The following is a 23,734-nucleotide window of genomic DNA, read 5'->3' as shown; positions in this document are numbered from 1 at the left end:
GCTCTCTGGAGGTGTACATTGTTGAGATCATTGGTAGAGCAAGTGCTAAAGAATATTCAAACCGTAATCGTTGGAAAGGAAGAAGTTATTCGATTGGTCCTGGCGGCTATTTTGTGCGAAGGTCATGTGTTGCTTGAGGATGTGCCGGGCACCGGAAAAACGACCTTAGCCCGAGCATTGGCAATTTCTTTGGGATGTACGTTTCGCCGCATCCAGTTTACACCCGATTTGCTTCCCTCAGATGTGACTGGTTTAATGTGGTTCAACCAAAAGACACAGGAATTTGAATACCGGCCTGGCCCGATTATGGCGAATATTGTCCTGGCGGATGAGATTAACCGTGCCACTCCCCGGACCCAATCGGCTCTATTGGAGGCAATGCAGGAACGGCAGGTGACCAGCGATGGTATCACCCGCCCGCTCCCACGCCCATTTTTAGTTATTGCGACCCAGAATCCAGTGGAATTAGAAGGCACCTTTCCGCTTCCCGAAGCCCAAATTGACCGCTTTATGATCAAAATTGGCTTGGGCTACCCCTCACCTCAAGAAGAGAACGCCCTACTTGAGCGCTTTCAACGATCAGATCCTCTGGAAACCCTAACTGCGGTAACTCGTCCCGAGGCGATTCAAGAGGCGCAAGCCATGCGGCGTCAGATACGGGTGGAGGCTTCGGTACGAGACTATATTGTGCGCATGGCTCAAGCGACGCGCGAGAACCCCGAGATTCAATTGGGGGCCAGTCCACGGGCGACCTTGAACCTGTTCTACATGGCGCAGGCCTGGGCGGCGCTGGATGGGCGGGAGTTTGTTTTGCCCGATGATGTTAAACATGTGGCGCCGTATGTGCTGGGCCATCGTCTAATCGTTTCTCCTCAGGCTATGCTGCGCGGGCGCCGACGTGAAGACCTGATCAATGAAATCATCGCTGCAGTGCCTGTCCCGGTGGAGGTGAGGTGAAAATCCGTGGCTGGGCAATTCTGATTTTAGCCTTGATCTTGGCTGGGACGTTGTTTCGTGTTCAGTGGCTGGTTGGGTTAGGAATAGCCACAGGGGGTGTGTTGGGTATTGCCCATCTCTGGCGGGTTCGCGTTTTGCAGAACATTGTGTATCGTCGTTCTTTAATTTACACGCGCGGTTTTCCGGGAGAAACGTTGCCATTGCGGTTGAGCATCGAAAACCAGAAGCGTTTGCCGGTTACCTGGTTGCGCATTCGCGACTCATGGCCATTAAACCTGGCTCCTGAAGAGAGAGATTCTCTCGCTCCTTCCCATGTGCCTGGCCGCGGGTATCTAACGAACATTTACCATTTGTGGGGATATCGTCGCGTTGTTCGGGACTTCCGTTTACGCCTCGGGGGGCGCGGGGTTTATTCCTTGGGTCCGGTAACTCTAGAATCAGGGGATCCTTTTGGCCTGGGGGAATGCCACGAAGAAATTGAAATGCCGGCGACGGTGACCGTTTTTCCCCAATTAGTGCCCCGGTCGCATTTAGAGTTGTTCTCGGAAGACCCATATGGCGAACGGGGTACGCGCAAACGGTTGTTTGAGGATCCCAATTTAACCATTGGGGTTCGTCCTTATACCCCGGAAGATACATTTCGTCAGATTCATTGGCCGGCAACGGCGCGCACTGGACAATTGCAAACGCGAGTATATCAGCCGATTTCCGCGCAGGTCATGATGCTGTGCGTCAACGTGGCAACCTCGGAACATCCCTGGTTGGGTACCCTCCCCGAAGTGCTGGAACACCTCATTCGCGTGGCAGCCTCTTTTTGCTATTACGGGATCGAAGACGGTTATGCGGTAGGGCTTGCTGTCAACGGCGGATTGACATCAGCGGATCAGTTAATGCAGATTCAACCCGGTCGCACCATGGACCATCTGGCCATATTATTACAAGCGTTGGCAGGTGTTACCCCTTTGATCACCCATCCGTTTGAGCGATTTCTCGTTCATACAGCGTCCCACGTAGCGATGGGAGCAACCCTGGTCATTTTAACCGCAGTGATTAATCCCTCTTTGATCGAGGCAATAACCCTGATTAAGCGATATCGCCATCATCTGGTTTTGGTGGCTTTGAGTGAGGCACCACCACCTTCACTCGCAGGTGTGAAGACCATTCACTATCCATTATCCAGCGAAGTCAAGGGTAAGAAAGAATGAGTTTACTGCAGTGGGCTGAAATTGGGATTATTTTTCAAGCCCTTGCTGAGATTGTTTGGGCGACTTTGTGGTATCAAGCGTTGGTTTCTCCGAGGTTAAGTGTTATTGGAATAGCCATAGCGCTTTTTTTGGTGGTCTGGGGGGCTGAGCGTCTAAGTCGCGAGTTGGAACGGCATCGAGATCGGCTTTCCCTTTGGATCCGCGGCTTGGTTATGGTGGGGTACATTGTTGGAGCGATATTAATTCTGGGGGTGCTCCTAGCTGGGTTTTCCATCAACGATTTGGGGGCGAATAGGGATTTGAATGGGGTTGAAGTCGGTCGGGTATCCCTGGGGCACTGGTTCTGGCATGGAGTTTCTGTGCTCCTCCTGGTCTGGCGAGGGATACGATTGAGTAAACTGCATATAGATAGTGATGCAACGGTGGCATCATTGCGCTTGGGGATTGTGATGCTACTGGCATATGGCCTCTTTCGAGGGATGAGGCCTACACTGACCACGATGATGCCCGTTTTTCTCTTCCTGGCCTTTAGTCTAAGTAGCATTGGCATTTGGCACATGATAGATTTATTCCAAAGCCGGGGAGGATATGCACCTTCTGCGGCAATGCCATGGTGGCTATTCATCATCATGTTGGGGTTTGTGCTTGCGTTTAGTGGTGTGGTAGTGGGGACCGTTTTAGAACAACCTGTGGAGTGGATAAGTTGGGGGATGATGGCTTTGATGGCTATCCCCATGGTCTTAATTGCTTTTCTCTTTGGCGGTATTGTGTTGCTATTCATTTCCTGGCTGCTCCCGCTTTTAGGCAACGCCCCGTCAGTGCCTCTGCCGGATATCGTGGGGGGCGAGCAACTTCCAAAGGTGGTGGAGCAATTAATTGAGGGCATCGAGACGGGGAGTAATTGGTCTATCTTTGATCGCCTTTTACCCGGGCTGGCTTTAGCAACTATCTTACTCTTACTGGCTTTGGTGGTGATCGAAATGCGTTCACCGGGGATGCTGTTGCTTCCCATTCGAGTTGAGGGTGGAGTGGAGGAACGATTGCGGCTTTCGCGCTTAGTCAAAAACCTACGCCGGACACGCAAGCGACCAAGAAATGTCAGGCGGGCTTCACGTCAGTACATTGCCAACCGGATCCGGGCTATCTACCAGCAACTGCTGGATCTAGCAGAAGCCCTGGGGTATTCTCGCCCACCCGCGGTAACGCCATTGGAGTTTCTACCAATCCTTATGGGTCTATTCCCTGAACACACTGAAGCGGTAAGGCTCTTAACCCACACCTATATCCAAGTTCGTTACGGCGAGATCCCGGAAGATCCAGAGGACATTGCTCGGGTTGAGCGTGCTTGGGCAGAGGTGGCATCGGAAGGGCAGCGCCGTTTACAAGAGAAACAAATCGTAAGCACTAAAAAGTAATAGTGCGATCGCGGTTAGATTGCTGAGAAATCAACCCGCCGGCGGGCTTCCCAGGATCAAGGCTCCACTATACGCAAAGATTAACATCTTGAGCACTTTTCCCACCCAGCACCAGAAGAGGAAAATTCTCAGTGGCATTTTGAGCGCCCCGGCGATAATTCCTGCAACATCAAACGCTGGATTGGGGACAAATGCCAGGACCAGGATGGCCAGCCCTCCGTAGCGGCGAATATACGGTTCAAAGCGTTCGTGCCATTGGGTGCGCTCAATGAGACCCTGCCCACTAAAACCCACTAAATATCCCGAGAGTTCCCCCAGGGCTGCTCCACTTCCGGCAGCAACAGCAACCCAAAAAGGATTGAAGACAGCACCCATCGCCGAGGTGATCAATACCCCGGGAACCGGCAAAATGAGGGTAGCATTTGTCAACAATGAAATCAAAAAAATCCCAAAATAACCATACCCTTGTAGGTGCTGTACTTTATCACGGTTTAAGTAGAGAGCCAGGGTCAAACCGAGGGCAAAGACAAGAGCAAGAACACGTAAGAGACGGGTACGTTGTTCTTGGGTCATGTGGAGATCCCCTCTTGCGCTGGGGGATCATCCTCTTGAAGCAGCGCTTGGATGCGAGAGATCACCATGTCCAGAGCAACGGTATTCATACCCCCTTCGGGAATAATGACATCGGCGTAACGTTTAGAGGGTTCGACGAAATCCAAGTGCATGGGACGGACAGTCGTGAGGTATTGTTTGATGACCGACTCCGTGGTTCGACCTCGTTCGGTGATGTCGCGCTGCAAACGGCGAATAAAACGGATATCAGGGTCGGTATCCACGAAAATCTTAACATCAAACAGTTCACGCAGGGCCGGCTCGGCAAAAATCAGGATCCCTTCGACGATAATGACCCGCTTGGGCTCAACCCGAATCGTGCGTGAGGTTCGGGTGTGAGTGGTGAAGTCGTATACTGGCAAATCAATCGGTTGCCATTGCTTCAAGCGCTGTATGTGCTCAATTAACAGGCTGGTTTCTAGCGAATCGGGGTGGTCGAAATTGACCTCAGCGCGCTGGTTAGGTGGCAAGTCGGCCAAATCACGATAATAAGCGTCATGAGGTAGGTAGGCAATGCGATCTCGTCCTACGCGTTCCAAGATGACGTTGGCCACGGTGGTCTTGCCTGACCCCGAACCCCCAGCTATTCCGATAACAAGTGGTATTGGTCGCTGCTTGTTCATCCTGATTTCATTATACCGAAAGGGAAAGACACTGACGAGAATTTATGCTAAAGAAAATAGACCCCCAGGGTGAGCGCGCCCAAAAGGACACAGTAAACGGCAAAGATCAATAAACTGTGACGGGATAGATAGCGCAAAAGCCAATGAATGCTCAGGTAGCCAACAACCGCTGCCGTGATGAAACCGACTGCCATGACCGGCAAAAATTCACCCAGGTTATTCACGGTGCGCAAGTCCCACACCCCCATGGCCCCTGCCGCCAGCATGACCGGCACCGCCATGAGAAAAGCATAGCGTGCTGCAGCAGGGCGCTCCAAGTGACGGGTCATTCCTCCCGCAATGGATGCACCAGAACGGGAGATTCCCGGGAAAAGCGCCAGAGCCTGGGCAAAACCCACCCATAGCGCGTCGCGCCAGTTCAATTCCGCCAGTATGCGGTTTTGGCGCCCAATTTTCTCCGCCAGGCTTAGCAGGATGGCTGTGCCAAATAAGAAAAGTGCGGTTAGGTCTGGGCGGAGGAAAGCGTGTTCAACGGTATCTTTAAGCCAAATCCCCCCCAAACCGGCAGGTATTGTGGATAGCAAGAGCAGCCAACCTAACCGTGATTCGAGATGGGCAAAGGGATCACGTGCGAGCAGATCTTTTAGCCAGATTGTGAGGATGCGCCACAATTCGACGCGGTAATAAAGGATCACGGCGAGCAGAGTGCCAATTTGTACCAGGACATCGAAGGGAAAGACCTGGTCTGCGGGTAATTGCCAACCTAAAAGGAAAGGAGTGATTACAAGATGGGCTGAACTGGAAATAGGGAGAAACTCGGTAACCCCTTGGACAATGCCTAAAATGAAAGCCTGGGTGATAGTCATGAACCATACCTCAAACGTTGGATTGATTTTGCAAAGCAAAAAATGCTGCGGCGAACTGGTCAAATGTTCCGGTCAAGATAGCATCACGGGCTTCGTTTACCAACTGGATCAGGGTGGATATATTGTGAATTGAAAGCAAGGTGGCGGCTAACATTTCGCGCGCCACAATAAGATGGCGGATATAGGCGCGTGAGAAATTACGGCAAGTGTAGCAGGAACATTGAGGATCAATGGGGGATGGATCTCGAGCGTAAACGGCGTTCATCATATTTAGCCGCCCGTTGCGAGTCATGGCAGCATGGTGGCGGGCGAGGCGGGTGGGCAGGACACAATCAAACACATCTACCCCACGTAAGATGCCGTTGACAATATCCTGTGGTGTGCCCACTCCCATCAGGTAGCGTGGTTTATCCTCGGGGAGGATGCCGTCCACCAGTTCGAGGACAGCATGCATCTCACCCTTGGTTTCGCCGACCGAGAGCCCACCAATGGCATAACCGGGAAAATCCAGGCTTACCAAAAACTGCGCTGATTTCTCACGTAAATCCAGGAAAACGCCGCCCTGGACAATCCCGAAGAGCGCCTGGTCGGTGCGAGTATGGGCTTCTAGGCAACGGACCGCCCAGCGGTGCGTTCTTTCGAGAGCGCGCTCGTTGTAGGCACGATCATAGGGCGGTGCACATTCGTCAAAAGCCATGATAATATCGGCCCCAAGTTTCTCTTGAACCTCAATGGCCAGTTCGGGGGTCAGGCGATGGCGTGAACCATCAATGTGGCTGCGAAAAGTGACCCCATCATCGTCTACCTGGCGGGTTTCACTTAAAGAAAAGACCTGAAACCCTCCCGAATCGGTCAAGATGGGATGAGGCCAATGCATAAACCGGTGCAGACCACCCAACTCGGCGATTAATTCAGCACCGGGGCGGAGATAAAGGTGATAGGTGTTTGAGAGCACTAGGGATACTCCAAGTTCCTCTAGTTGAGCCGGGGTAACGGCTTTGACGGTGGCCTGGGTGCCAACCGGCGCAAAGATAGGGGTCGGAATTATCCCATGCGGGGTATGAATTATCCCAGCGCGGGCGCGCCCCTGACGGGCGGTAACCTCAAAGGCGAAGGGTTTTGGATTCATGCTAAAGTTATACTCCCCAGAAGAGTTTCAATCCCACCAGAATAGTGATAATTGTAAGGATGGTTAAAGGTGTTCCTACCTTAACAAAGTCTTTTAGAGTATAACCGCCCGAACTCATGACCATAATGTTGACCGGATGACCAAAGGGGGTTGGGAAGGCTAGGGAACAACCCAAGGCTACAGCCATCATTAGGCCACGGGCGTCCAAGCCGGTTTGGGTGGCGGAAGAAAGGGCGAGCGGCGCCAAAACCAACGCGGCCACCTGTCCTCCCAGTAATTGGGTAAACCCAAGGGCGAGCAGAATGAGGGTGAGCACAATAAGCGTGGAGGAACCTTGACCAACCAGATCAATCATTTTCAGGGCTACAAAGTCAGATAGCCCAGAAGTGCGAATAGCAATGCTGAGCGGCCACATCCCGGCGATGACGAAGATGGCCTTCCATTCAATATTGCGATATGCGTCATCCATGCTGAGACAACGGGTAAGCAACAGCAGGACAGCGCCCGCCAGAACCACTTCTGCTACCGGCAGAATACCTAGAGCCGCAATGCCCAGTGTTAAGAGGGTGATCCAAAAGGCCAAAGGGTATTTATGGGGTATAAGCACCGCGTCCGGATCTTCTTCAAGTAAGATTAGGTCCGAATCTTCACGCAGCATGCGGATGCGGGCGGCCGAGCCCTGCACGAGCAGGGCATCGCCAACTTGCAGGGGAATATTACCTAAGTCGGCATGCAGAGGGTGACCCTCACGCCAGATGCTGATGACGTTTAAGTTATATTTCTCGCGGAAGTGGGTGGATTTTAGGGTGCGTCCAATCAGTGTCGAATGCGGACTGATCACGACTTCTGCCAATCGCACACTCTCGCTGATTAACATGGAAGCAGGGGTAGGGGACGAGGCAGGGTTCAGCCCTAACATTTCTAAAGTGGCGGGATCACAATGCCCCTTGACTAAGAGATGATCGCCGGGGGAAAGGATATACGATTTGGGTGGGGCGGGCTTTAAGGCGCCATTGGATAAGACACCCACAATAATCAGCCCAAGGCGGTTGGCAAAATCGCTCTCTGCAATCGAGCGATGCGCGAGGGGGGAATGAGGCAGGATTTCTAGGGTTTCAAGGTGATCATGCAGATGATAAAGGTTGGCGAGTTCTGCGCTCAGTTGGGTGATGGTGCGTGATGCCAACCCGGGGCTTTCACGGGGTAGCCAATGGCGACCTACGAAAGTAATATATAAACTGCCAATCGCAACGATAGGTATACCGACCGGGAGAAAGTCCAGCAGACCAAAGGGCTGCAAACCGGCCTCGCGTAGAGCACCGCTGGCAATGATGTTCGATGTGGTCAACAGCGTAGCCATTCCTCCCAAAATGGTGCCGTATGCCAGCGGCATAAGCAGTTTTGATGGGGGGGTATTGGATTGACGAGCCACACTCATCACCGCAGGAAGAAGTACACCGACTGCAGCGATGTTATTCATAAAGAGAGAAAGGGCAGCAGACACCAGGGTTACGGTAAGTACAAGACCGGCTTCAGACCGGTGCCCTAGGCGTCGCATAAGATGACCCAGGCGCAAGGTGACGCCAGTTTGCTGTAACCCAGTGGAAATGATCGAAATTCCCAAAATGGTGATGACGGCAGAGGAACTGAAGCCGGAAAAAACATCGCGGGGCGCAACCGTTCCACTTAATCCCAAAACAACCATGATTAGTAGGGCAATCAGGTCAGGACGCAGGCGTCCGGAGATCAGGAGCCCCCCGGCAATCAGTGTGATTCCCAAAACAAATAGGGATGATGTGCTCATGGGTCAGGCAGGATTATAGCCTAAAAGGCGGTAGAAATGGCAGCAAGACGATTGAAGGTTTGGCGAAATATTAGCGTTTTGTAAGAATCTTGCATTCGACTTGACGTTTTTCCTTTAAGCATGGTATGATGAAACTCGAAATGTTTTTAGCACTCTCACTTCGAGAGTGCTAATTATAGGTGAGTGAAGCGATGAATGACCTTACCGAACGTCAGAAGTTTATTCTGACCTTAGTAATTCACGAATATATTCGCACCGCAACGCCGGTGGCCTCTCAGCATTTGGTGGCACGCTATAAACTGGATATGTCATCGGCTACGGTGCGTAATGAGTTGGCCGTACTTACCGAGCGGGGCTATCTACGTCAACCTCACACTTCGGCAGGGCGCGTGCCCACTGAAGAAGGATACCGCTATTTTGTGAGCCGCTTGATACAGGCTACCGAGTTGCCCGACTCGACCCGGCGCATGATCAGTCATCAATTCTACCAGATGCGCTACGATGTGGAGCAGTGGATGCGTTTGGCGGCCTCGATTTTAGCGCATCAATCGCGGGCTGCTTCATTGGTGACCGCACCGCATCCCGAGAAAGCACGTCTAAAGCATCTGGAACTGATCGCCACCCGTGGCCGCCAGGTGTTGATGGTGCTGGTCATGGTGGGTGGAGAAATTCATCAACGCATCTTGATTCTAAGTGAACCGGTGGGGCAAGATCAACTCTCCCAAGCCGCTCACCATATTACAACCCTTTATCAAGGGAAAGATGCGGAGCAAATCCGCACTCTGCGTTCGTTGGTCGAGGGTTTAGAGGCGGATGTGGTTGAGTGGGTTTTGGAGGAAATGGAGCAGGTAGATTCGGTAGTGGCCGGGGAGGTGTATCTGGACGGTCTTACCAATGTACTCTCCGAACCCGAATTTACTGCCTCCGATGAAGCCCGTCGAGCGCTCAAGTTGTTGGAGGAACCCACTCTACTTCAAGACCTTTTGGCTCGCACCGTCTTGACCCACACACCAGGTGGAATTCAAGTGCTTATCGGTGGTGAAGGAACCTGGGAAGAGTTACGGCAGTGTTCCATCGTGTTAGGCAGTTACGGCGCACCTGGGGTGGCTGTTGGCACGCTGGGGGTCTTAGGCCCGATGCGGATGTCCTACGGCCGGGCGATATCCGTGGTCCGTTTTATGTCCAACTTACTGAGCGATTTGGTAACTGAAACATTGATGGATGATTCGGCGATAAAACCGGAGGGCGAGGTGAGCCATGAATAAAGATGAGCGTGAGTCCAAAGCAGTCCCAATAAGTGCAGAAGAAACGCAGGCTGCTGCTGAACCGCAAGCTGTGTCCTCAGATGCCATGGCTTCTACGCCGGCAGAAACGACTGAGGAGACGGCTTCAGCCATTGAACAACTTCAGGAAGGAACAACCGAAGCGACCAGTGAACCAATGACCACCATTCCATTAAGCGAATACGAAGCCTTGAAACAGGAGCTTGAACGCGCTCAACAGTCAGAGAAAGCCTATTTTGAGGGCTGGCAGCGCGAACGAGCGGATTTCATTAATTATAAAAAGCGCATTGAGCGCGAGCAGAGCCAACTGGCTGAGACCATTGCGGCGAATATTCTTAAAAAGTATCTGGTCATTGTGGATGACCTGGAACGAGCGCTTAAAAATCGCCCGACAAACGTTGATCCACAGTGGCTGGAGGGCATCGAATTGATTTACAAAAAATTGATGGCCATTTTAGAGGCCGAAGGGGTCAAGCGCATTCCTGCAGAAGGGGCAATGTTTGACCCGAATTTACATGAGGCCATTTCGCATGACGAAAGCCCCGAACACGAAAGCGGCCAGATCATTGAAGTGGTTCAACAAGGATATACCATCGGCGATCGCGTGCTCCGACCGGCGCTGGTGAGAGTTGCACGCTAGGAGGAATTCTGATATGGGTAAAATCGTAGGCATTGACCTCGGCACGACCAATTCTGTGGTGGCGGTGATGATCGGCGGGGAGCCAGTCGTTATCCCTTCGGCGGAGGGAGAACGTTTGGTTCCCTCGGTGGTAGCCGTCAATAAAAACCATGAACGCCTGGTGGGACGTGCAGCACGCAACCAGGCTATTGTGAATCCGGAAAACACCATTTTCTCGATCAAGCGTTTGATGGGGCGTAAATTTGACGACCCCGAAGTGCAACGCACGATCAGCCGCGTACCTTACAAGGTCACGAAAGCCCCTAATGGGGATGCGCGCGTCGTCCTGGATGGACGGGAGTATTCTCCACCTGAAATTTCGGCCATGATCCTGGCCAAACTTAAGGCTGATGCCGAGGCTTACCTGGGTGAACCCGTAACCCAGGCGGTGATCACTGTGCCGGCCTATTTCAATGATGCCCAGCGCAATGCGACCAAAGATGCTGGTAAGATCGCCGGTTTGGAGGTCTTGCGCATTATCAACGAACCAACTGCATCATCCTTGGCTTATGGGCTGGATAAAAAGAAAAATGAGGTCATTGCCGTTTATGACCTGGGCGGTGGTACCTTTGATATCTCGATCCTCGATGTTGGTGAGGGCGTGTTTCAGGTTAAATCCACCAGCGGGGATACCTTCCTGGGAGGAGATGATTTTGATCAACGCCTGATGGATTATCTCATTGAGGAATTCAGGAAAGAAACCGGGGTTGATCTGCGGCAAGATCGCCAGGCTTTACAACGCCTCAAAGAAGCGGCTGAGAAAGCAAAGATTGAACTCTCCACCATGTTACAAACCGAGATCAATTTGCCCTACATTACGGCCGATGCCACCGGACCAAAGCATTTGGTAAAGACCATCACCCGTGCAAAATTGGAGCAATTAACCGCTGATTTGATAGAACGGACGATTGAACCGGTCAAGCGGGCATTAAGTGATGCTGGTCTTCAACCCTCGGATGTGAATGAGGTAGTGCTGGTAGGGGGGATGACCCGCATGCCGGCGGTGCAGGAAGCTGTACGTCGCCTCTTTGGTAAAGAACCACATAAAGGTGTCAATCCCGATGAAGTGGTCGCGATTGGTGCGGCTATTCAGGCAGCAGTGCTCGGTGGTGAGGTACGTGATGTTGTGTTGGTGGATGTAACCCCGCTGACGCTCTCGGTGGAGACATTGGGCGGAGTGGCGACTCCAATTGTGGAGCGCAACTCAGCCATTCCCACCAGCAAGAGTCAGATTTTCACCACGGCCACGGATAACCAAACCCAGGTTGAGATTCACGTGGTTCAAGGTGAACGTCCCATGGCGGCTGATAACAAATCCCTGGGGCGGTTCATCCTAGATGGCATTCCACCAGCTCCGCGGGGCGTGCCCCAAATCGAAGTGCGTTTTGATATTGATGCCAATGGTATTCTGACCGTTACGGCTCGGGATAAGGCGACAGGACGCAGTCAGCATATTACTATTCAGGCCTCATCGGGGCTGACGGAAGAGGAAATTGAGCGCATGCGCAAAGAGGCTGAAGCCAATGCAGAGGCTGACCGCCGTCGCAAGGAACTGGCCGAAGTACGTAACCAGGCAGATAACATGATCTATGCAGCCGAGAAGTTGCTCCGGGAACATAGTGGGCGCATTTCGGATGAGGATAAGCAGCAAGTTGAGAAAGCGATGAATCATCTGCGTGAAATGATGCAGGGCCAAGACATTTCGGCCATTCGCCAGGCCAATGATGCGCTTAGTCAGGTTATCCAGTGGGTTGGTGGTGCCATGTATCAATCAGCGCAGGAAACGGCAGCAGGTGGCGCCTCGACCTCTACCTCATCGGCAAGTGATGGCGAAGTTGTGGATGGGGAGTTCAAGGAAAAAGAGTAATCTTTTCGCTGATGTGATGCAATGTGGATAAAATCCTCCGCTTTGCTCGGAGCCGGGATTTTTTGTGCAGGCGAGAATAAGAAACCATGACACCACGTGACTATTACGAGGTATTAGGGGTAAGCCGCGACGCAACGCTGGATGAAATTAAGGCCGCGTTCCGCAGTCTGGCGCGGAAATACCATCCAGATGTCAATAAGTCGCCGGATGCGGAAAATGTTTTTAAGGAAATCAACGAGGCATACAGCGTGCTCTCAGATCCCGAAAAGCGGGCGGCGTATGACCGTTACGGTCATGCTGGGGTAAGTGGAATGGGCGGAATGCCCGATTTCACCACCATTGATTTTGCCGATCTCTTTGAGGAATTCTTCGGGTTTGGCATGGGTGGAAGTACGCGACGCCAGCGCCGTACCCCTCGTCGTGGCGCCGATTTGCATACCACCCTTTGGCTTGAGTTTGAGGAAGCTATTTTCGGTACCGAGAAAGAGATCGAAATTACCCGCGATGAGACGTGTAGCGTGTGTCATGGAAGCGGTGCAGAACCGGGTACTTCACCCACGCGGTGCCCGACTTGTGGGGGACGCGGAGAAGTGCGCCAAACTCGCCAGACCTTCTTAGGGTCACTGGTGCAGGTTATCACCTGCCCAACCTGCAACGGCAGTGGTGAGGTCATTCAAACGCCTTGCCATCAGTGCCGTGGACGCGGTCTAGAACGGCGCACAGTGCGCAAGACGGTGCGCATTCCTGCGGGTGTAGATAACGGCACCCAAATCCGACTGGCAGGTGAAGGACAACCAGGAGTCTACGGTGGTCCTAATGGAAACCTTTATATTGAAATTCGCGTTAAGGAGCACAAGTACTTCCGGCGCAAGGATGATGACATCTTGCTCGATCTTAATATCAACATTCCCCAGGCGGTGTTGGGGGCCGAAATTGAGGTGCCAACCGTAGATGGAAAAGCCAAACTGACCATTCCACCGGGAACTCAACCTGGTAAAATCTTCCGTCTCAAAGGCAAAGGCGTGCCCCACTTACGCGGGAATGGTCGGGGCGACCAGTTGGTGATCGTTAACGTGGAAATTCCCGCCCGTCTGACCGCAGAGCAGCGGGAGTTGTTTGAGAAATTGGCCAAAACCATGGGTACAGAACCCCGCCCGCAGGAGAAGTCTTTCCTTGATTTACTCAAGGAGGTTCTAGGTGGCTGAGCCACGCTGGTTGGAGGTTTCTTTAACGGTAGATGAGGAACTGGCTGAAGCGGTTGCCGAAGTGCTATCGCGTTTCACAACGCAGGGCGGGGTAGCCATGGAGCAAGCGGTTACCTATGATGTTTATGAGGTCGAAGGCCAACCAGTGGGGCCAATAAGAGTATTCGGGTATCTGGTGGTTGATGCTCACCTTGAAGAAGTACGTCAGCGTTTGGAAGAAGCCCTCTGGCATCTCGGCCAGATCCAACCACTGCCATCCCCAACCTATCGCTGGGTTGAGGATCAGGACTGGATGGAAGCCTGGAAGCAACACTATCATCCCCTGCCAATTGGAGAACGATTGCTTGTGGCACCGCCATGGGCGGAGTTTGATCCACAGGGGCGGGTAGTGGTGCGCATTGATCCCAGCATGGCATTTGGTACTGGTACCCATCCAAGCACCCAATTATCGCTGGAACTCCTAGAACACTACTTACAGCCCGGTCAAGAGGTGATTGATGTTGGATGTGGTTCTGGCATTCTAGCCATCGCTGCAATTAAACTAAGGGCAACCCGAGCATTAGCCGTAGATATTGATCAGGCTGCGGTGCGTGCTACCGAGGAAAATGCGCATCTCAATGATGTGGCGTCCCAGATTGAGGTGGGTTTAGGATCGGTGCGCGAGATCTTGCAGGGGCGTTTTAGTCTGCGTCGTACTCCCATAGTCTTAGCAAACATTTTGGCACCAGTGATCAAAGCGCTTTTTGAAGATGGTCTGGCGGATTTAGTGATACCAGGTGGGGTGCTAATTCTCTCGGGGTTGCTTCAAGAGCAAGCCACAGAGATTGAACATGTGGCAAAGACAAAAAAATTAACCCCACTGGAACAACGAACCAGTGGGGATTGGGTGGCTTTGGCGCTTCGCAAGGCTTAGGAGAGACGCCTCACCACACTCGTTCTAAGTCGGGGTTATCCAATGGACGACGTCCTACTTTGGCCATATCTACCCATTGCCCGTGCACTTTGACCCGCACTACATCTGCGGTAAAGTCGGTCACAGTCGGGCCGTGGTTATCGAAAAGGGCTGAGCCAACGGCATAAATATCCACCGGGACATGGAGTTTTTCAAAACGGCTGATTTTTTCGGGGTTGAAGCCTCCGGAAACCACGATTTTCACCCGTTGGCAGTATTTTCGGGCTTCATCGCGCCATTTGGTCGGAATATCCCAGGTTTCCCATTGTGTATCTAGCGCCTGCCGGACGTTAAAAACTAGCCGTGGGGTCACCCCTAAATCCAGGCTGGGATCTCCAAGTGGCGGCACGCTGCGATCTCGTAGATTGCCACCGGTATCCAAACGCACGCCATACAAAATGTAGCGGCGTGCTTCTTCCTCGTTTCCTTCCTCGAGAAAACGGTAGTAACGTTCAAACATAGCCCGGCAGACTGCCAGGGAGTCGGTGACACAATCGTTATTGAAATCCACCAGCGCAATGCGCGGAATGTTCACCGGCAACACCTGGGCGAAAGCAAGCATGGCTTCTGCGGTATCTCCAAGGAAGGAAGCGATGGCTGCATGAGCCACTGTACCGCCCCCGGATCCTCCCCACCAATCGCCCTGAGCGTCGGTAGAGACGAAGGGGCCCAAAGTGCTGCCGTAATCCATGTTATAACGCTGAACTGCGATTTGGTAAGCGTAGCCATCGGCAGCCTGAACCTCGTGCAGATCGAAGCGCGCCGGGAAGAACAGCACTGGCTTTCCGCGGGCGGCAATTAATGTTTCATAGACATTTGTCGCAATCCGACTGGCGCGGGTCAAGATACCCAGCGTAGGGGTTTCCAAGATGGCAAAATCACGGTAACGTCCACGCACTCGCATCACGGGCTGAGCATTCATCGGGTCGCCGTTCCCATGGACCACGGCCCCATCGTGAACTGCCCAAACCTCGAGTTGGTCGGCCGTGTTGACGAATTGGTCCCCATCCCAATACCCGGTGCAATGACGGAGCATGGTCAGGGCTTTATCCACACCCACAACGATGGTGCGCCCAGGGCGACGGGTGAACCATTGCATTTCAACCTCGATATCACCGCACTTCACTCCTTCAGGGCTGATTCCTTCAGGTAGACGGTGCGCTTTTCCCTGGTAGGTATAGCCCATTTCGGATAGGCGGGTGAGCATGTAAGCGATATTGACAAAGTATTTATCCGTGTACCAACCACGGCGCATACGTTCAATATCAAGTTTAAACGTGGCATTGGTCAGGCGTTGTCCATCGAATATGCTCATGGCTGCTCCCTTTAGGCAAAAACGTTTCCGTAAGTGTAAGATTTACACGAAAGGATTATAAGCAGGGTTATAAGACGGGTCAAGTTGAATAAAATGTAAAGGAAAATCATTTTTGTCAGGGTATAAGTAAATTTGCGGTAAAATACTCCCCGTGAGGAGATGAGCCAATGCAGGGCTTAGAAATTATAGGTCGTTTTTTGGTGCTTGCGGGCGTGGTCCTGATCATCGTTGGGGGCATTGTGTGGGGGTTGGCCAAGATTCCCTCGTTGTCAAATTTGCCAGGGACGATCAAAATCGAAACCTCTGGCTTTACCTGCATCTTCCCCTTGCTCGCTTCGGTGGTTATCAGTCTGGTCTTGACCCTTGTTCTGAATATCATTGTTCGTCTTCTCAACCGTTGACATTGAAGATAAGGAGAGTTGTACGTTATGTCCAAATCGCGTCCCGTCTATACCGTTGAACTGGCCGGTCTCAAACGTGACTTGCCGCTTTTTGAGGTCAAACCTGGTTTAAGGATCGCAATCCTCAATATCCTAGGAGATACGGCGTTGGTGCAGGCCAGTGCCAAAGCACTGAGCGAGCGCCTTGTAGGGTATGATTTTGATGTCATTGTCACCGCCGAGTCCAAAAGTATCCCCTTAGCCCATGCGCTTTCGCTGGAGTTGGACAAGCCTTACATTGTTCTGCGAAAGGCGTATAAATTTTATATGGGCGAGGCGTTGCACTCAGAGACGGTTTCAATCACAACGGGTGTTCCTCAGACCCTCTATTTGGACGAAAAAGATCGCGCCATGCTGAAGGGAAAAAAGGTGTTGTTGTTGGATGATGTTGTCAGCACCGGATCAACCCTGGAAGGTATGCGCAACTTAATGGCGCAAGCAGAGGCCATTGTGGCTGTTGAGGCTGCGATTTGCACAGAGGGCGACCAAGAACGCTGGAAGGGGATCGTGGCGCTTCATCATCTGCCCCTGTTCGTGGACTAACTCAAACCCGATCATCTCTGAGGGGTTATGGAACGTTTTGTTTCTACGGCGCCAGGGCGGGTTAATTTACTGGGTGAGCACGTGGATTATAACCAAGGCATTGTCTTGCCGGCGGCAGTCAATCGGTACGTGAAGATCCATGCCCGGCGCCTAAATGAACCACGGGCTATCTTGCAAGCTATGGATTTCTCCCAGCAGGTGGAATTTTCGCTATCCTTAGAGGCCTTAGAAGCGCGAGAAGATCTGTATGGGAATCCGTTGCCGTCTTGGGCACTTTACCCGGCGGGGGTTGCGTGGGAACTATTAAAGGCAGGGTATCCGGTAGCAGGAATTGACGCCACATATACTTCGGATGTACCGGTTGGCGCAGGGCTTTCCTCTTCGGCAGCGGTTGAGGTGGCTTTTGCAACTTTATGGAAAGCCATCGGAATGTGGGCGATCCGTTCTATGGATCTGGCTCGCCTTTGTCAACGAGCGGAAAATGACTATGTGGGCGTTAATTGTGGTCTGATGGATCAATTTGCTTCAGTTCATGGGATTGCCGGCCATGCCTTATGCTTTGATGTGCGTGATTTGACGTATGAGGCAGTGCCTCTGCCGGCGGATGTGATGTTGGTGATTGCGGATTCAGGGGTGCGACGTTCGTTGGCGACCTCGGCGTATAACGAACGTCGCGCGGCTTGTGAAGAGGCGGTTGAACGACTCAAGCCCCATCTGCCTGGGATTCAAGCGTTACGCGACGTCAGCATGGGCGATTTTATGCGGCTCGCCCATCTTCTGCCGGAAATGGTGCGCCGCCGTGCCCAGCATGTGGTGGAGGAAATTGCGCGGGTTGAAGCGGCGGTGAAGGCGCTAAAGCAAGGTGATGTGGCACTGGTGGGGAAGTATATGCAAGAGGGACACCGTTCGTTGCGCGATCTCTATGAAGTCAGTACACCGGAACTGGATTTTTTAGTAGAGGTTGCACTTAATCAACCGGGATGTTGGGGGGCGCGCCTGACCGGGGCTGGCTTTGGAGGCTGTACGGTTAATTTGGTGCAGCGAGAGTGGGTTGAGTCATTTGTTCACAATCTAAAAGAGGCCTATCAACATGAAACTGGACGCGTGGCTGAAGTCTATGTCTGCCAGGCAAGCGATGGAGCCAGCGCGTATCGTATTGAATAAACCGTGTGAATCTCTTTTTCTAAATGGGTGCTCATGATCGTCGCTGTGGATGCAAACCGGTGTATTCGCTGCGGATTTTGTGAGACGATTGCCCCTGAGGTGTTTAGCCTGGATGGTGCTCCGCACGCCCAGGTCGTCCTCGAGCCCATACCATGGCATCTCCAAGACCTGGTGTGTCAGGCAGCAGAAGAATGCCCTGAGCATGCCATTCGGGTTGAAGGATAAAAATCCCTACTCTTTTTTGATCGGTTTCCCGCCCAATCCAAACAAACGGGCGAAAAATTGCCCGCTACTTGGAATCTCGGGAGGTGGTGTGGTTTCCCAATCCCCTTTTTGACGTTGTTGCCACCAAATGGTGCGGGCTTGGATTGCTTCCTTGAGGAAAGCCGCCAGACTTTCTCGGTCTTCGGTCTCCAAGTAATCTCGCATCTCCTGCAGAGTGGCGATGTAATTGTCCAACAGGCGTAATAAATTCTCGCGGTTGAGCAAGATGGATTCACCCAGGTGAGTGTGATCATCAAGATGGGTGATGGGCTCTGTGGCTTCGACAAAAGCCTGGCCGGCCAATTTGCGCGCCTCACGCCAACCTGGTTGACGGGTGATCGCAGTGAGCAAGGCGACGGCACTGAGCTGAGGTAGACCGTGAACGGCCGCCATTAATCCATCGGCCTCATAGGGATCAGCAAAGTAGGGTTGCCCTCCTAGTAGAACGGCGAGATCACTGGCCAACTTAAGCGCGTCGCTATGGGTGTGAGGAGGGCTGGTGATAACGAAGACCCCGCCTTTGAAGAGGTCAGGGCGTGGTGTCTCGCTTCCTGGAACCAGTGGGTAGAGACATTCAGGGTTAAGGCTTGGTGAGAAGGAAACGAGATAACGCTCAGCCGGAAGTAAATCTTTGGCCCATCGTGTGACCAGAGTTTTCAACGGTGAGGTGTCCAGAATAACGGCGCCGGGTTTAAGGTTGGGGGCAATCGTGGTCAGTGTTTCACGCACCTCGTCCATTGGCACCGCAAGGATCACAATGTCGGCATCCGCAGTTGCAGTATGCAGGTTGTGAATGGCTTCGTCCAAGGCGCCCATCTTGAGGGCTTTTTGTTCAATTTGAGGATCAGCGTCGTTGCCAATGCGCATAATCTGGTGCGGATTATCTTTGAGGGCTAACCCAATGGAAAGGCCGATACGGCCCAGACCGATTATCGTCATTCGAATGGTCATAGCGATCCTCCCAAAAGGAGCGAAAGCAGATTGGATAAAGCAGGGTAAAGGATAAATCCAAGAATATCAATGCCCAGGGTGGGGAGAACAAATACCACCAACATAAGCAAAAGCGGTCCCATGGGACGGATGGTTTCTAATACTCGTGCAATAGATGGTGGTGCAAAATATTCCAGGATTTTATCTCCATCCAGTGGCGCGATGGGAATGAGATTGAATAAGCACAAGACCAGATTGATCCAGATAAAACCGATCAAAAACTCACCTGGTGATGGTAGCCATCCGCGGCTCAATGACCACGTGGAATAGGGGATTAATCCAAACCGAAGGGGAATCGCAGCAAGGATGGCTAGCATTAGGTTTGAGAGGGGACCTGCCAGGGAAACCCACATCAGGGCGCTAGAAGAGCGACGATTCAAGATATAGGGATTGACGGGCACGGGTTTTGCCCAGCCAAACCCGGCCAGAAGGAGAGCCAAGGATCCCAAAGGGTCGAGGTGAACCAGGGGATTCAGAGATAGCCGCCCGTATTGGCGGGGAGTATTATCGCCAAAACGGGTCGCCGTCCAGGCGTGGGCAAATTCGTGCACCGTGAAGGCCACAATCAGAGTAATGATGCGGGTGATCAGAGTAGACGGATCCAGATTTAGCATGGTGAGTCCTAATTAGTAACCGGTAGGGTTAGCCGTAGGGATTATAACATGGGTGGTATAATCCGATTGATGTTGACGGAATTGCAACTGGGAGACATTGTGCGGTTGCGGAAACCCCATCCTTGCGGAAACTACGTGTGGCGCGTTGTGCGCTTAGGCGCGGATATTGGATTAGAATGTTTGAAGTGCGGTCGCCGTGTGCTGATGCCACGGCGCGAACTGGCTCGCCGATTAAAAGCCATTTTACCCCGGGAGAATTATGAATCGCACACCTGATCGCCCTCATATTCTTTTCCTTTTCTCAGATACCGGCGGGGGACATCGGAGTGCAGCCGAAGCCATCATTGAAGCATTAAGTCTGGAGTTTGGCGATCAGGTCACGGTAGAGATGGTGGATATCTTTCGCGATTATGCCCCCCCACCGTTTGATTTGGCACCTGAGGCCTATCCAGTACTCTCACGCGTGCCTGAAGTTTGGCATTGGGGATATCGCTTGAGTGATGGTCGGCGGCGCACCCGTTTCGTCTTTAACGCCATATGGCCCTATGTACGACGATCGGCTGAACGATTGTTAATTGACCATCCATGTGATCTGATTGTCTCCGTCCACCCCCTTTTCAATGATCCGATTTCTCGTGCGGCACGAAAGTTTGGGCTGCCTTATATAACGGTGGTTACCGATTTGGTTTCAACGCACACAGCGTGGTATTGCGGCTCATCTGATTTGATCATTGTGCCTACTCTAGCAGCGCGAGAACGAGGCATTGCTGCTGGTGTGCCGGAGGAACGCTTAAAGGTGATCGGATTGCCAGTGGCGGAACGTTTCAACCACGCCACCGAGACCCCTGAGGAGATTCGCGCCCGTTTAGGGTGGCCACAGGGGTTGCCACTAATTCTACTGGTAGGGGGTGGGGAGGGCATGGGACCTTTAGAGGCGGTTGCGATGGCGATTAATGACGCCAATCTGCAGGCTGGCTTGATTGTCGTTTGTGGCCGAAACCAGACTCTTCGGCAGAGATTAGAACAACTAGCCTGGAAGTCCCCAACGTTTGTTTATGGCTTTGTGCGCGAGATGCATAATTTTATGCGGGCGGTAGATATTTTGATTACCAAAGCAGGACCAGGCACAATTAGCGAGGCGTTTATCGTGGGTTTGCCGATCATCCTGTATAGCCGTATGCCTGGACAGGAAGATGGTAATGTGGAGTATGTGATTCGAGAGCAGGCAGGGGTGTGGGCACCAGAACCGGAGCAAGTTGTTTTGACACTCAATACTTGGCTTCAGCAACCCGAAGAACGCCAAAGAGTGGCCCTCAATTCCCACCGTTTGGCTCGTCCCTATGCGTCTCGCGAAATTGCGCGTGTGCTAATGAACTGGGCACGGCGTTCTTTTGAAGAACGGATGCGAACGCAGGTATAATTTGAAATATGCCCATTCTAGATGCGCACACGCTGGAATTATTTAGTCGTAGCCCAGACCAGACCCGCCGTCTAGGGATGCGTTTAGGGGCTCTAATGCGCCCTGGTGACGTGATTTGCTTGCAAGGTGATTTGGGGGCAGGTAAGACGACTTTGGTGCAAGGGATCGCGCGTGGGTGGGGGTCACTCGACGTTGTCTCAAGCCCCACGTTTGTTTTGGTCAATGTGTACCGCCGCCCCGAGGGGCATTCTCTTTTTCATCTGGATGCTTACCGATTAAGCACCTATGAGGAAGCTGTAGACCTGGATATTGATAACTTGATCCAAGAGGGGGCATTGGTGATTGAGTGGCCGGAACGGATTGCTCCAATTCTTCCCTCGGAACGGTTGTGGATTAATCTGACCTGGGTCTCAGAAGAACAGCGCAGCCTGCTTTTTACGCCGGTGGGGACACGCTATCGGCATCTGGTACAGCATTTACGGCGGCAAGTATTAGGAGTTGTGCATGCTGTTGGCCGTTGATACCAGCACCCAATGGTTGGGCATTGCGATTTATGATGGACATATGGTGATGGCCGAGCACGCCTGGTTGAGCCAAGGCCACCATACGATTGAACTGGCACCTGCCATTGAATGGGTGCTAGCGCGCACTCAGGTTTCTATCAAACAACTAAAGGCACTGGGAGTTGCGTTGGGCCCCGGCTCTTTTACCAGTTTGCGCATTGGTTTGGCGGTGGTGAAAGGTTTAGCGTTGGCCGAGAAGTTGCCTGTGATCGGGATCCCCACCCTAGATATCCTTGCCTATGGCCAACCGCCGGATGAGCGCCGCTTAGTGGCGGTTTTACAGGCGGGGCGGGGACGGTTAGCGGTTGGAGATTACCGCTATCGAGAGGGAAGATGGTGGGCGGAGAACCACCCACGTGTCCTGACAATGGACGGTTTGATCGAAACCTTACATGAACCGGTGATTATATGCGGTGAGTTGACGGCCCAAGAACGTCAACGCCTAGCCCGACAGTCTGGCGTTGCATTGGTTTCACCGGCTCATTCCATGCGTCATCCGGCGTTCCTGGCCGAATTGGCCTGGCAACGGTGGAAAAAAGGCGAGGTGGATGATGTTAATAGTTTGGCGCCACTTTATCTTCACCAGGCAGAAGGGATCCCCTCATGATGAAAATGGCGACATCTAAGGTTTGGATTCGACGCATGAGGGTGGAAGACATTCCGCACGTGCACGAGATTGACGTGGCGTCTTTTACATTACCTTGGCCGGAAAGTTCATACCGGTTTGAGATCGAAGCCAACCCGTCTGCACATTTATGGGTGGCTGAAAAGGAGAATGACCAAGGTCAATTTGAGATTGTGGGCATGATTGTGGTGTGGCTGATCATTGATGAAGCCCACATTGCCACGTTTGCCGTTCATCCTGCCCATCGAAGATTGGGTATCGGACAACGTCTTTTGGCACAGGCGCTACTCGAGATGCATCGCATGGGAGCTCAGCGCTATACCCTGGAAGTGAGGCGCTCAAACCTTGCGGCACAATCTCTCTATCGCAAGTTCGGTTTTGAGGTCATATCGGTGCGGCCCGGGTATTATCGTGATAATCATGAAGACGCTTTGATCATGAATCTCGATCATGTTGATGTTCCACAAGTTGAGCGCCTTTTGCATGAAGAAGATGAGACGGGTAGTCTATCTATGCGAGGAGGTCAGCCTTGAATCCAGAGTCTGTTCTTCGACAGATAGCATCTGAGGTTTCGGTTTGCACCAGGTGTATTTTGCACTATTCCCGCAAAAATGCGGTGCCGGGTGAAGGGCGTCCTGATGCCGAAATCATGATGATTGGTGAAGGGCCGGGCTTTTATGAAAATGAGCAAGGGCGACCGTTTGTAGGGCCGGCAGGAAAGTTCCTGGATGAGTTGCTCCAACAGGCGGGATTAAAGCGAGAGGATGTGTTTATCACGAATGTGGTCAAATGCCGACCACCGGGCAATCGCGATCCGCAGCCGGAAGAACTGGCGGCCTGCGATGTTTATCTAGAACGTCAATTACAGGCCATTAATCCCCGAATTATTGTCACTTTGGGGCGATTTTCAATGGCCAAGTTTTTACCCAATGCGAAGATCAGCGAGGTTCATGGCAAAGCCCTATGGGTCAACGGTCGGTTGATCATCCCAATGTATCATCCGGCGGCTGCATTACATCAACCCTCTTTAAAAGCGACGGTGATTGAGGACTTTGGGCGTTTACCGGCATACTTAGAAATGGCACGACAGGGTCCGCCTCAACCATCTCAGCCTGAAGAGGTAACATCATCGCCAGAATCTCAAATGGGTCAGGACGAGCAACCAACGCAACTTAGCCTATTTTGAAAGGGGAAAGGTC

26 protein-coding genes are annotated in these 23,734 nt (G+C 52.4%); 18 read left to right on the top strand and 8 right to left on the bottom strand.

Annotated features, from left to right (window positions below; all coding sequences use genetic code 11):
• Positions 1 to 18 precede the first annotated feature (18 nt).
• Genes QYE77_RS03870 through QYE77_RS03860 form a run of 3 tightly spaced genes read left to right on the top strand, consistent with a single transcriptional unit; the run spans position 19 to position 3,577 of the window.
• Positions 19 to 957, top strand: a complete 939-nt coding sequence (locus QYE77_RS03870) for an AAA family ATPase (protein ID WP_315624045.1) — start codon at positions 19 to 21, stop codon at positions 955 to 957.
• Positions 954 to 2,162, top strand: a complete 1,209-nt coding sequence (locus QYE77_RS03865) for a DUF58 domain-containing protein (protein WP_315624044.1) — start codon at positions 954 to 956, stop codon at positions 2,160 to 2,162. The genes QYE77_RS03870 and QYE77_RS03865 overlap by 4 nt, the downstream gene beginning before the upstream one ends.
• A complete protein-coding gene (locus QYE77_RS03860) occupies positions 2,159 to 3,577 on the top strand; it encodes a DUF4129 domain-containing protein (protein ID WP_315624043.1) in 1,419 nt (472 codons plus the stop codon). The genes QYE77_RS03865 and QYE77_RS03860 overlap by 4 nt, the downstream gene beginning before the upstream one ends.
• A 30-nt stretch (positions 3,578 to 3,607) precedes the next feature.
• Here QYE77_RS03860 and QYE77_RS03855 read toward each other — a convergent pair whose 3' ends face one another.
• Genes QYE77_RS03855 through QYE77_RS03835 form a run of 5 tightly spaced genes read right to left on the bottom strand, consistent with a single transcriptional unit; the run spans position 3,608 to position 8,611 of the window.
• Positions 3,608 to 4,150, bottom strand: coding sequence for a VTT domain-containing protein (locus tag QYE77_RS03855; protein WP_315624042.1), 543 nt, complete (start codon positions 4,148 to 4,150; stop codon positions 3,608 to 3,610).
• A complete protein-coding gene (udk, locus tag QYE77_RS03850) occupies positions 4,147 to 4,812 on the bottom strand; it encodes a uridine kinase (protein ID WP_315624041.1) in 666 nt (221 codons plus the stop codon). Before udk ends, QYE77_RS03855 begins: the two co-directional genes overlap by 4 nt.
• A gap of 47 nt (positions 4,813 to 4,859) precedes the next feature.
• The gene (gene uppP, locus QYE77_RS03845) at positions 4,860 to 5,678 is read right to left on the bottom strand and encodes an undecaprenyl-diphosphatase UppP (RefSeq protein WP_315624040.1); all 819 of its coding nucleotides are present in this window, start codon (positions 5,676 to 5,678) and stop codon (positions 4,860 to 4,862) included.
• Positions 5,679 to 5,688: 10 nt separating this feature from the next.
• A complete protein-coding gene (gene tgt, locus QYE77_RS03840) occupies positions 5,689 to 6,807 on the bottom strand; it encodes a tRNA guanosine(34) transglycosylase Tgt (RefSeq protein ID WP_315624039.1) in 1,119 nt (372 codons plus the stop codon).
• Between the two features lie 7 nt (positions 6,808 to 6,814).
• Positions 6,815 to 8,611: an SLC13 family permease gene (locus QYE77_RS03835; RefSeq protein ID WP_315624038.1), complete on the bottom strand. Its 1,797-nt coding sequence runs from the start codon at positions 8,609 to 8,611 to the stop codon at positions 6,815 to 6,817.
• A 191-nt stretch (positions 8,612 to 8,802) separates the two neighbouring features.
• Between QYE77_RS03835 and hrcA the strand changes: the two genes are divergently transcribed.
• From hrcA to prmA, 5 genes are all read left to right on the top strand, one after another.
• Positions 8,803 to 9,876 carry a heat-inducible transcriptional repressor HrcA gene (gene hrcA / locus QYE77_RS03830; protein WP_315624037.1) on the top strand — a complete coding sequence of 358 codons (1,074 nt, stop codon included), beginning with the start codon at positions 8,803 to 8,805 and terminating at the stop codon, positions 9,874 to 9,876.
• Complete coding sequence (locus QYE77_RS03825) at positions 9,869 to 10,534, top strand: nucleotide exchange factor GrpE (RefSeq protein ID WP_315624036.1); 666 nt, start codon at positions 9,869 to 9,871, stop codon at positions 10,532 to 10,534. Before hrcA ends, QYE77_RS03825 begins: the two co-directional genes overlap by 8 nt.
• 13 nt (positions 10,535 to 10,547) lie before the next feature.
• Positions 10,548 to 12,440 carry a molecular chaperone DnaK gene (dnaK, locus tag QYE77_RS03820; RefSeq protein WP_315624035.1) on the top strand — a complete coding sequence of 631 codons (1,893 nt, stop codon included), beginning with the start codon at positions 10,548 to 10,550 and terminating at the stop codon, positions 12,438 to 12,440.
• 86 nt (positions 12,441 to 12,526) lie between these two features.
• The gene (gene dnaJ, locus QYE77_RS03815) at positions 12,527 to 13,645 is read left to right on the top strand and encodes a molecular chaperone DnaJ (protein ID WP_315624034.1); all 1,119 of its coding nucleotides are present in this window, start codon (positions 12,527 to 12,529) and stop codon (positions 13,643 to 13,645) included.
• Positions 13,638 to 14,558: a 50S ribosomal protein L11 methyltransferase gene (gene prmA / locus QYE77_RS03810; protein ID WP_315624033.1), complete on the top strand. Its 921-nt coding sequence runs from the start codon at positions 13,638 to 13,640 to the stop codon at positions 14,556 to 14,558. Before dnaJ ends, prmA begins: the two co-directional genes overlap by 8 nt.
• A gap of 10 nt (positions 14,559 to 14,568) precedes the next feature.
• On the opposite strand, the gene QYE77_RS03805 is transcribed toward prmA, so the two are convergent.
• A complete protein-coding gene (locus QYE77_RS03805; protein WP_315624032.1) occupies positions 14,569 to 15,912 on the bottom strand; it encodes a nicotinate phosphoribosyltransferase in 1,344 nt (447 codons plus the stop codon).
• Positions 15,913 to 16,079: 167 nt separating this feature from the next.
• On the opposite strand from QYE77_RS03805, the gene QYE77_RS03800 reads away from it, so the two are divergent.
• The 4 genes from QYE77_RS03800 to QYE77_RS03785 are packed head-to-tail and all read left to right on the top strand — an operon-like array spanning position 16,080 to position 18,284.
• Positions 16,080 to 16,313, top strand: coding sequence for a DUF2905 domain-containing protein (locus QYE77_RS03800; protein ID WP_315624031.1), 234 nt, complete (start codon positions 16,080 to 16,082; stop codon positions 16,311 to 16,313).
• A gap of 27 nt (positions 16,314 to 16,340) precedes the next feature.
• On the top strand, positions 16,341 to 16,895 hold the full coding sequence (locus tag QYE77_RS03795) for a phosphoribosyltransferase family protein (RefSeq protein ID WP_315624030.1): 555 nt from the start codon (positions 16,341 to 16,343) through the stop codon (positions 16,893 to 16,895).
• Positions 16,896 to 16,922: 27 nt separating this feature from the next.
• Entirely contained in the window at positions 16,923 to 18,059 is a 1,137-nt protein-coding gene (gene galK, locus QYE77_RS03790) for a galactokinase (protein WP_315624029.1), read from the top strand.
• A 33-nt stretch (positions 18,060 to 18,092) separates the two neighbouring features.
• Entirely contained in the window at positions 18,093 to 18,284 is a 192-nt protein-coding gene (locus QYE77_RS03785) for a ferredoxin (RefSeq protein WP_315624028.1), read from the top strand.
• A 6-nt stretch (positions 18,285 to 18,290) separates the two neighbouring features.
• Here QYE77_RS03785 and QYE77_RS03780 read toward each other — a convergent pair whose 3' ends face one another.
• Both QYE77_RS03780 and QYE77_RS03775 read right to left on the bottom strand, forming a co-directional pair.
• Positions 18,291 to 19,274, bottom strand: a complete 984-nt coding sequence (locus QYE77_RS03780; protein WP_315624027.1) for a prephenate dehydrogenase — start codon at positions 19,272 to 19,274, stop codon at positions 18,291 to 18,293.
• Positions 19,271 to 19,927, bottom strand: coding sequence for a site-2 protease family protein (locus QYE77_RS03775; protein ID WP_315624026.1), 657 nt, complete (start codon positions 19,925 to 19,927; stop codon positions 19,271 to 19,273). Before QYE77_RS03775 ends, QYE77_RS03780 begins: the two co-directional genes overlap by 4 nt.
• Positions 19,928 to 19,975: 48 nt before the next feature.
• Here QYE77_RS03775 and QYE77_RS03770 point away from each other — a divergent pair, with 48 nt between their 5' ends.
• Genes QYE77_RS03770 through QYE77_RS03745 form a run of 6 tightly spaced genes read left to right on the top strand, consistent with a single transcriptional unit; the run spans position 19,976 to position 23,721 of the window.
• Positions 19,976 to 20,203, top strand: coding sequence for a DUF951 domain-containing protein (locus QYE77_RS03770; protein ID WP_315624025.1), 228 nt, complete (start codon positions 19,976 to 19,978; stop codon positions 20,201 to 20,203).
• Entirely contained in the window at positions 20,187 to 21,347 is a 1,161-nt protein-coding gene (locus tag QYE77_RS03765; protein ID WP_315624024.1) for an MGDG synthase family glycosyltransferase, read from the top strand. Before QYE77_RS03770 ends, QYE77_RS03765 begins: the two co-directional genes overlap by 17 nt.
• A gap of 8 nt (positions 21,348 to 21,355) precedes the next feature.
• Complete coding sequence (tsaE, locus tag QYE77_RS03760) at positions 21,356 to 21,868, top strand: tRNA (adenosine(37)-N6)-threonylcarbamoyltransferase complex ATPase subunit type 1 TsaE (RefSeq protein WP_315624023.1); 513 nt, start codon at positions 21,356 to 21,358, stop codon at positions 21,866 to 21,868.
• Positions 21,852 to 22,517: a tRNA (adenosine(37)-N6)-threonylcarbamoyltransferase complex dimerization subunit type 1 TsaB gene (gene tsaB, locus QYE77_RS03755; protein WP_315624022.1), complete on the top strand. Its 666-nt coding sequence runs from the start codon at positions 21,852 to 21,854 to the stop codon at positions 22,515 to 22,517. The genes tsaE and tsaB overlap by 17 nt, the downstream gene beginning before the upstream one ends.
• A complete protein-coding gene (rimI, locus tag QYE77_RS03750; protein WP_315624021.1) occupies positions 22,514 to 23,068 on the top strand; it encodes a ribosomal protein S18-alanine N-acetyltransferase in 555 nt (184 codons plus the stop codon). Before tsaB ends, rimI begins: the two co-directional genes overlap by 4 nt.
• Complete coding sequence (locus QYE77_RS03745) at positions 23,065 to 23,721, top strand: uracil-DNA glycosylase (protein ID WP_315624020.1); 657 nt, start codon at positions 23,065 to 23,067, stop codon at positions 23,719 to 23,721. Before rimI ends, QYE77_RS03745 begins: the two co-directional genes overlap by 4 nt.
• The last annotated feature ends 13 nt before the right edge of the window (positions 23,722 to 23,734 follow it).

This window comes from Thermanaerothrix solaris, assembly GCF_032334255.1.
Lineage (GTDB): Bacteria > Chloroflexota > Anaerolineae > Anaerolineales > Anaerolineaceae > Thermanaerothrix > Thermanaerothrix solaris.
The sequence above is the reverse complement of the archived record's forward strand: the minus strand, read 5'-3'. Positions and strand labels throughout refer to the sequence as shown.

What these genes read in the sequence shown, in the direction of transcription:
- uppP (WP_315624040.1), bottom strand. Translation starts at nt 5,678, where the DNA reads ATGACTATCACCCAGGCTTTCATTTTAGGCATTGTCCAAGGGGTTACC.
- QYE77_RS03800 (WP_315624031.1), top strand. Translation starts at nt 16,080, where the DNA reads ATGCAGGGCTTAGAAATTATAGGTCGTTTTTTGGTGCTTGCGGGCGTG.
- QYE77_RS03770 (WP_315624025.1), top strand. Translation starts at nt 19,976, where the DNA reads ATGGGTGGTATAATCCGATTGATGTTGACGGAATTGCAACTGGGAGAC.
- QYE77_RS03775 (WP_315624026.1), bottom strand. Translation starts at nt 19,927, where the DNA reads ATGCTAAATCTGGATCCGTCTACTCTGATCACCCGCATCATTACTCTG.
- QYE77_RS03780 (WP_315624027.1), bottom strand. Translation starts at nt 19,274, where the DNA reads ATGACCATTCGAATGACGATAATCGGTCTGGGCCGTATCGGCCTTTCC.
- galK (WP_315624029.1), top strand. Translation starts at nt 16,923, where the DNA reads ATGGAACGTTTTGTTTCTACGGCGCCAGGGCGGGTTAATTTACTGGGT.
- udk (WP_315624041.1), bottom strand. Translation starts at nt 4,812, where the DNA reads ATGAACAAGCAGCGACCAATACCACTTGTTATCGGAATAGCTGGGGGT.
- QYE77_RS03795 (WP_315624030.1), top strand. Translation starts at nt 16,341, where the DNA reads ATGTCCAAATCGCGTCCCGTCTATACCGTTGAACTGGCCGGTCTCAAA.
- dnaK (WP_315624035.1), top strand. Translation starts at nt 10,548, where the DNA reads ATGGGTAAAATCGTAGGCATTGACCTCGGCACGACCAATTCTGTGGTG.
- dnaJ (WP_315624034.1), top strand. Translation starts at nt 12,527, where the DNA reads ATGACACCACGTGACTATTACGAGGTATTAGGGGTAAGCCGCGACGCA.
- QYE77_RS03825 (WP_315624036.1), top strand. Translation starts at nt 9,869, where the DNA reads ATGAATAAAGATGAGCGTGAGTCCAAAGCAGTCCCAATAAGTGCAGAA.
- tsaE (WP_315624023.1), top strand. Translation starts at nt 21,356, where the DNA reads ATGCCCATTCTAGATGCGCACACGCTGGAATTATTTAGTCGTAGCCCA.
- hrcA (WP_315624037.1), top strand. Translation starts at nt 8,803, where the DNA reads ATGAATGACCTTACCGAACGTCAGAAGTTTATTCTGACCTTAGTAATT.
- tsaB (WP_315624022.1), top strand. Translation starts at nt 21,852, where the DNA reads ATGCTGTTGGCCGTTGATACCAGCACCCAATGGTTGGGCATTGCGATT.
- QYE77_RS03855 (WP_315624042.1), bottom strand. Translation starts at nt 4,150, where the DNA reads ATGACCCAAGAACAACGTACCCGTCTCTTACGTGTTCTTGCTCTTGTC.
- QYE77_RS03785 (WP_315624028.1), top strand. Translation starts at nt 18,093, where the DNA reads ATGATCGTCGCTGTGGATGCAAACCGGTGTATTCGCTGCGGATTTTGT.
- rimI (WP_315624021.1), top strand. Translation starts at nt 22,514, where the DNA reads ATGATGAAAATGGCGACATCTAAGGTTTGGATTCGACGCATGAGGGTG.
- QYE77_RS03805 (WP_315624032.1), bottom strand. Translation starts at nt 15,912, where the DNA reads ATGAGCATATTCGATGGACAACGCCTGACCAATGCCACGTTTAAACTT.
- QYE77_RS03835 (WP_315624038.1), bottom strand. Translation starts at nt 8,611, where the DNA reads ATGAGCACATCATCCCTATTTGTTTTGGGAATCACACTGATTGCCGGG.
- QYE77_RS03860 (WP_315624043.1), top strand. Translation starts at nt 2,159, where the DNA reads ATGAGTTTACTGCAGTGGGCTGAAATTGGGATTATTTTTCAAGCCCTT.
- QYE77_RS03765 (WP_315624024.1), top strand. Translation starts at nt 20,187, where the DNA reads ATGAATCGCACACCTGATCGCCCTCATATTCTTTTCCTTTTCTCAGAT.
- tgt (WP_315624039.1), bottom strand. Translation starts at nt 6,807, where the DNA reads ATGAATCCAAAACCCTTCGCCTTTGAGGTTACCGCCCGTCAGGGGCGC.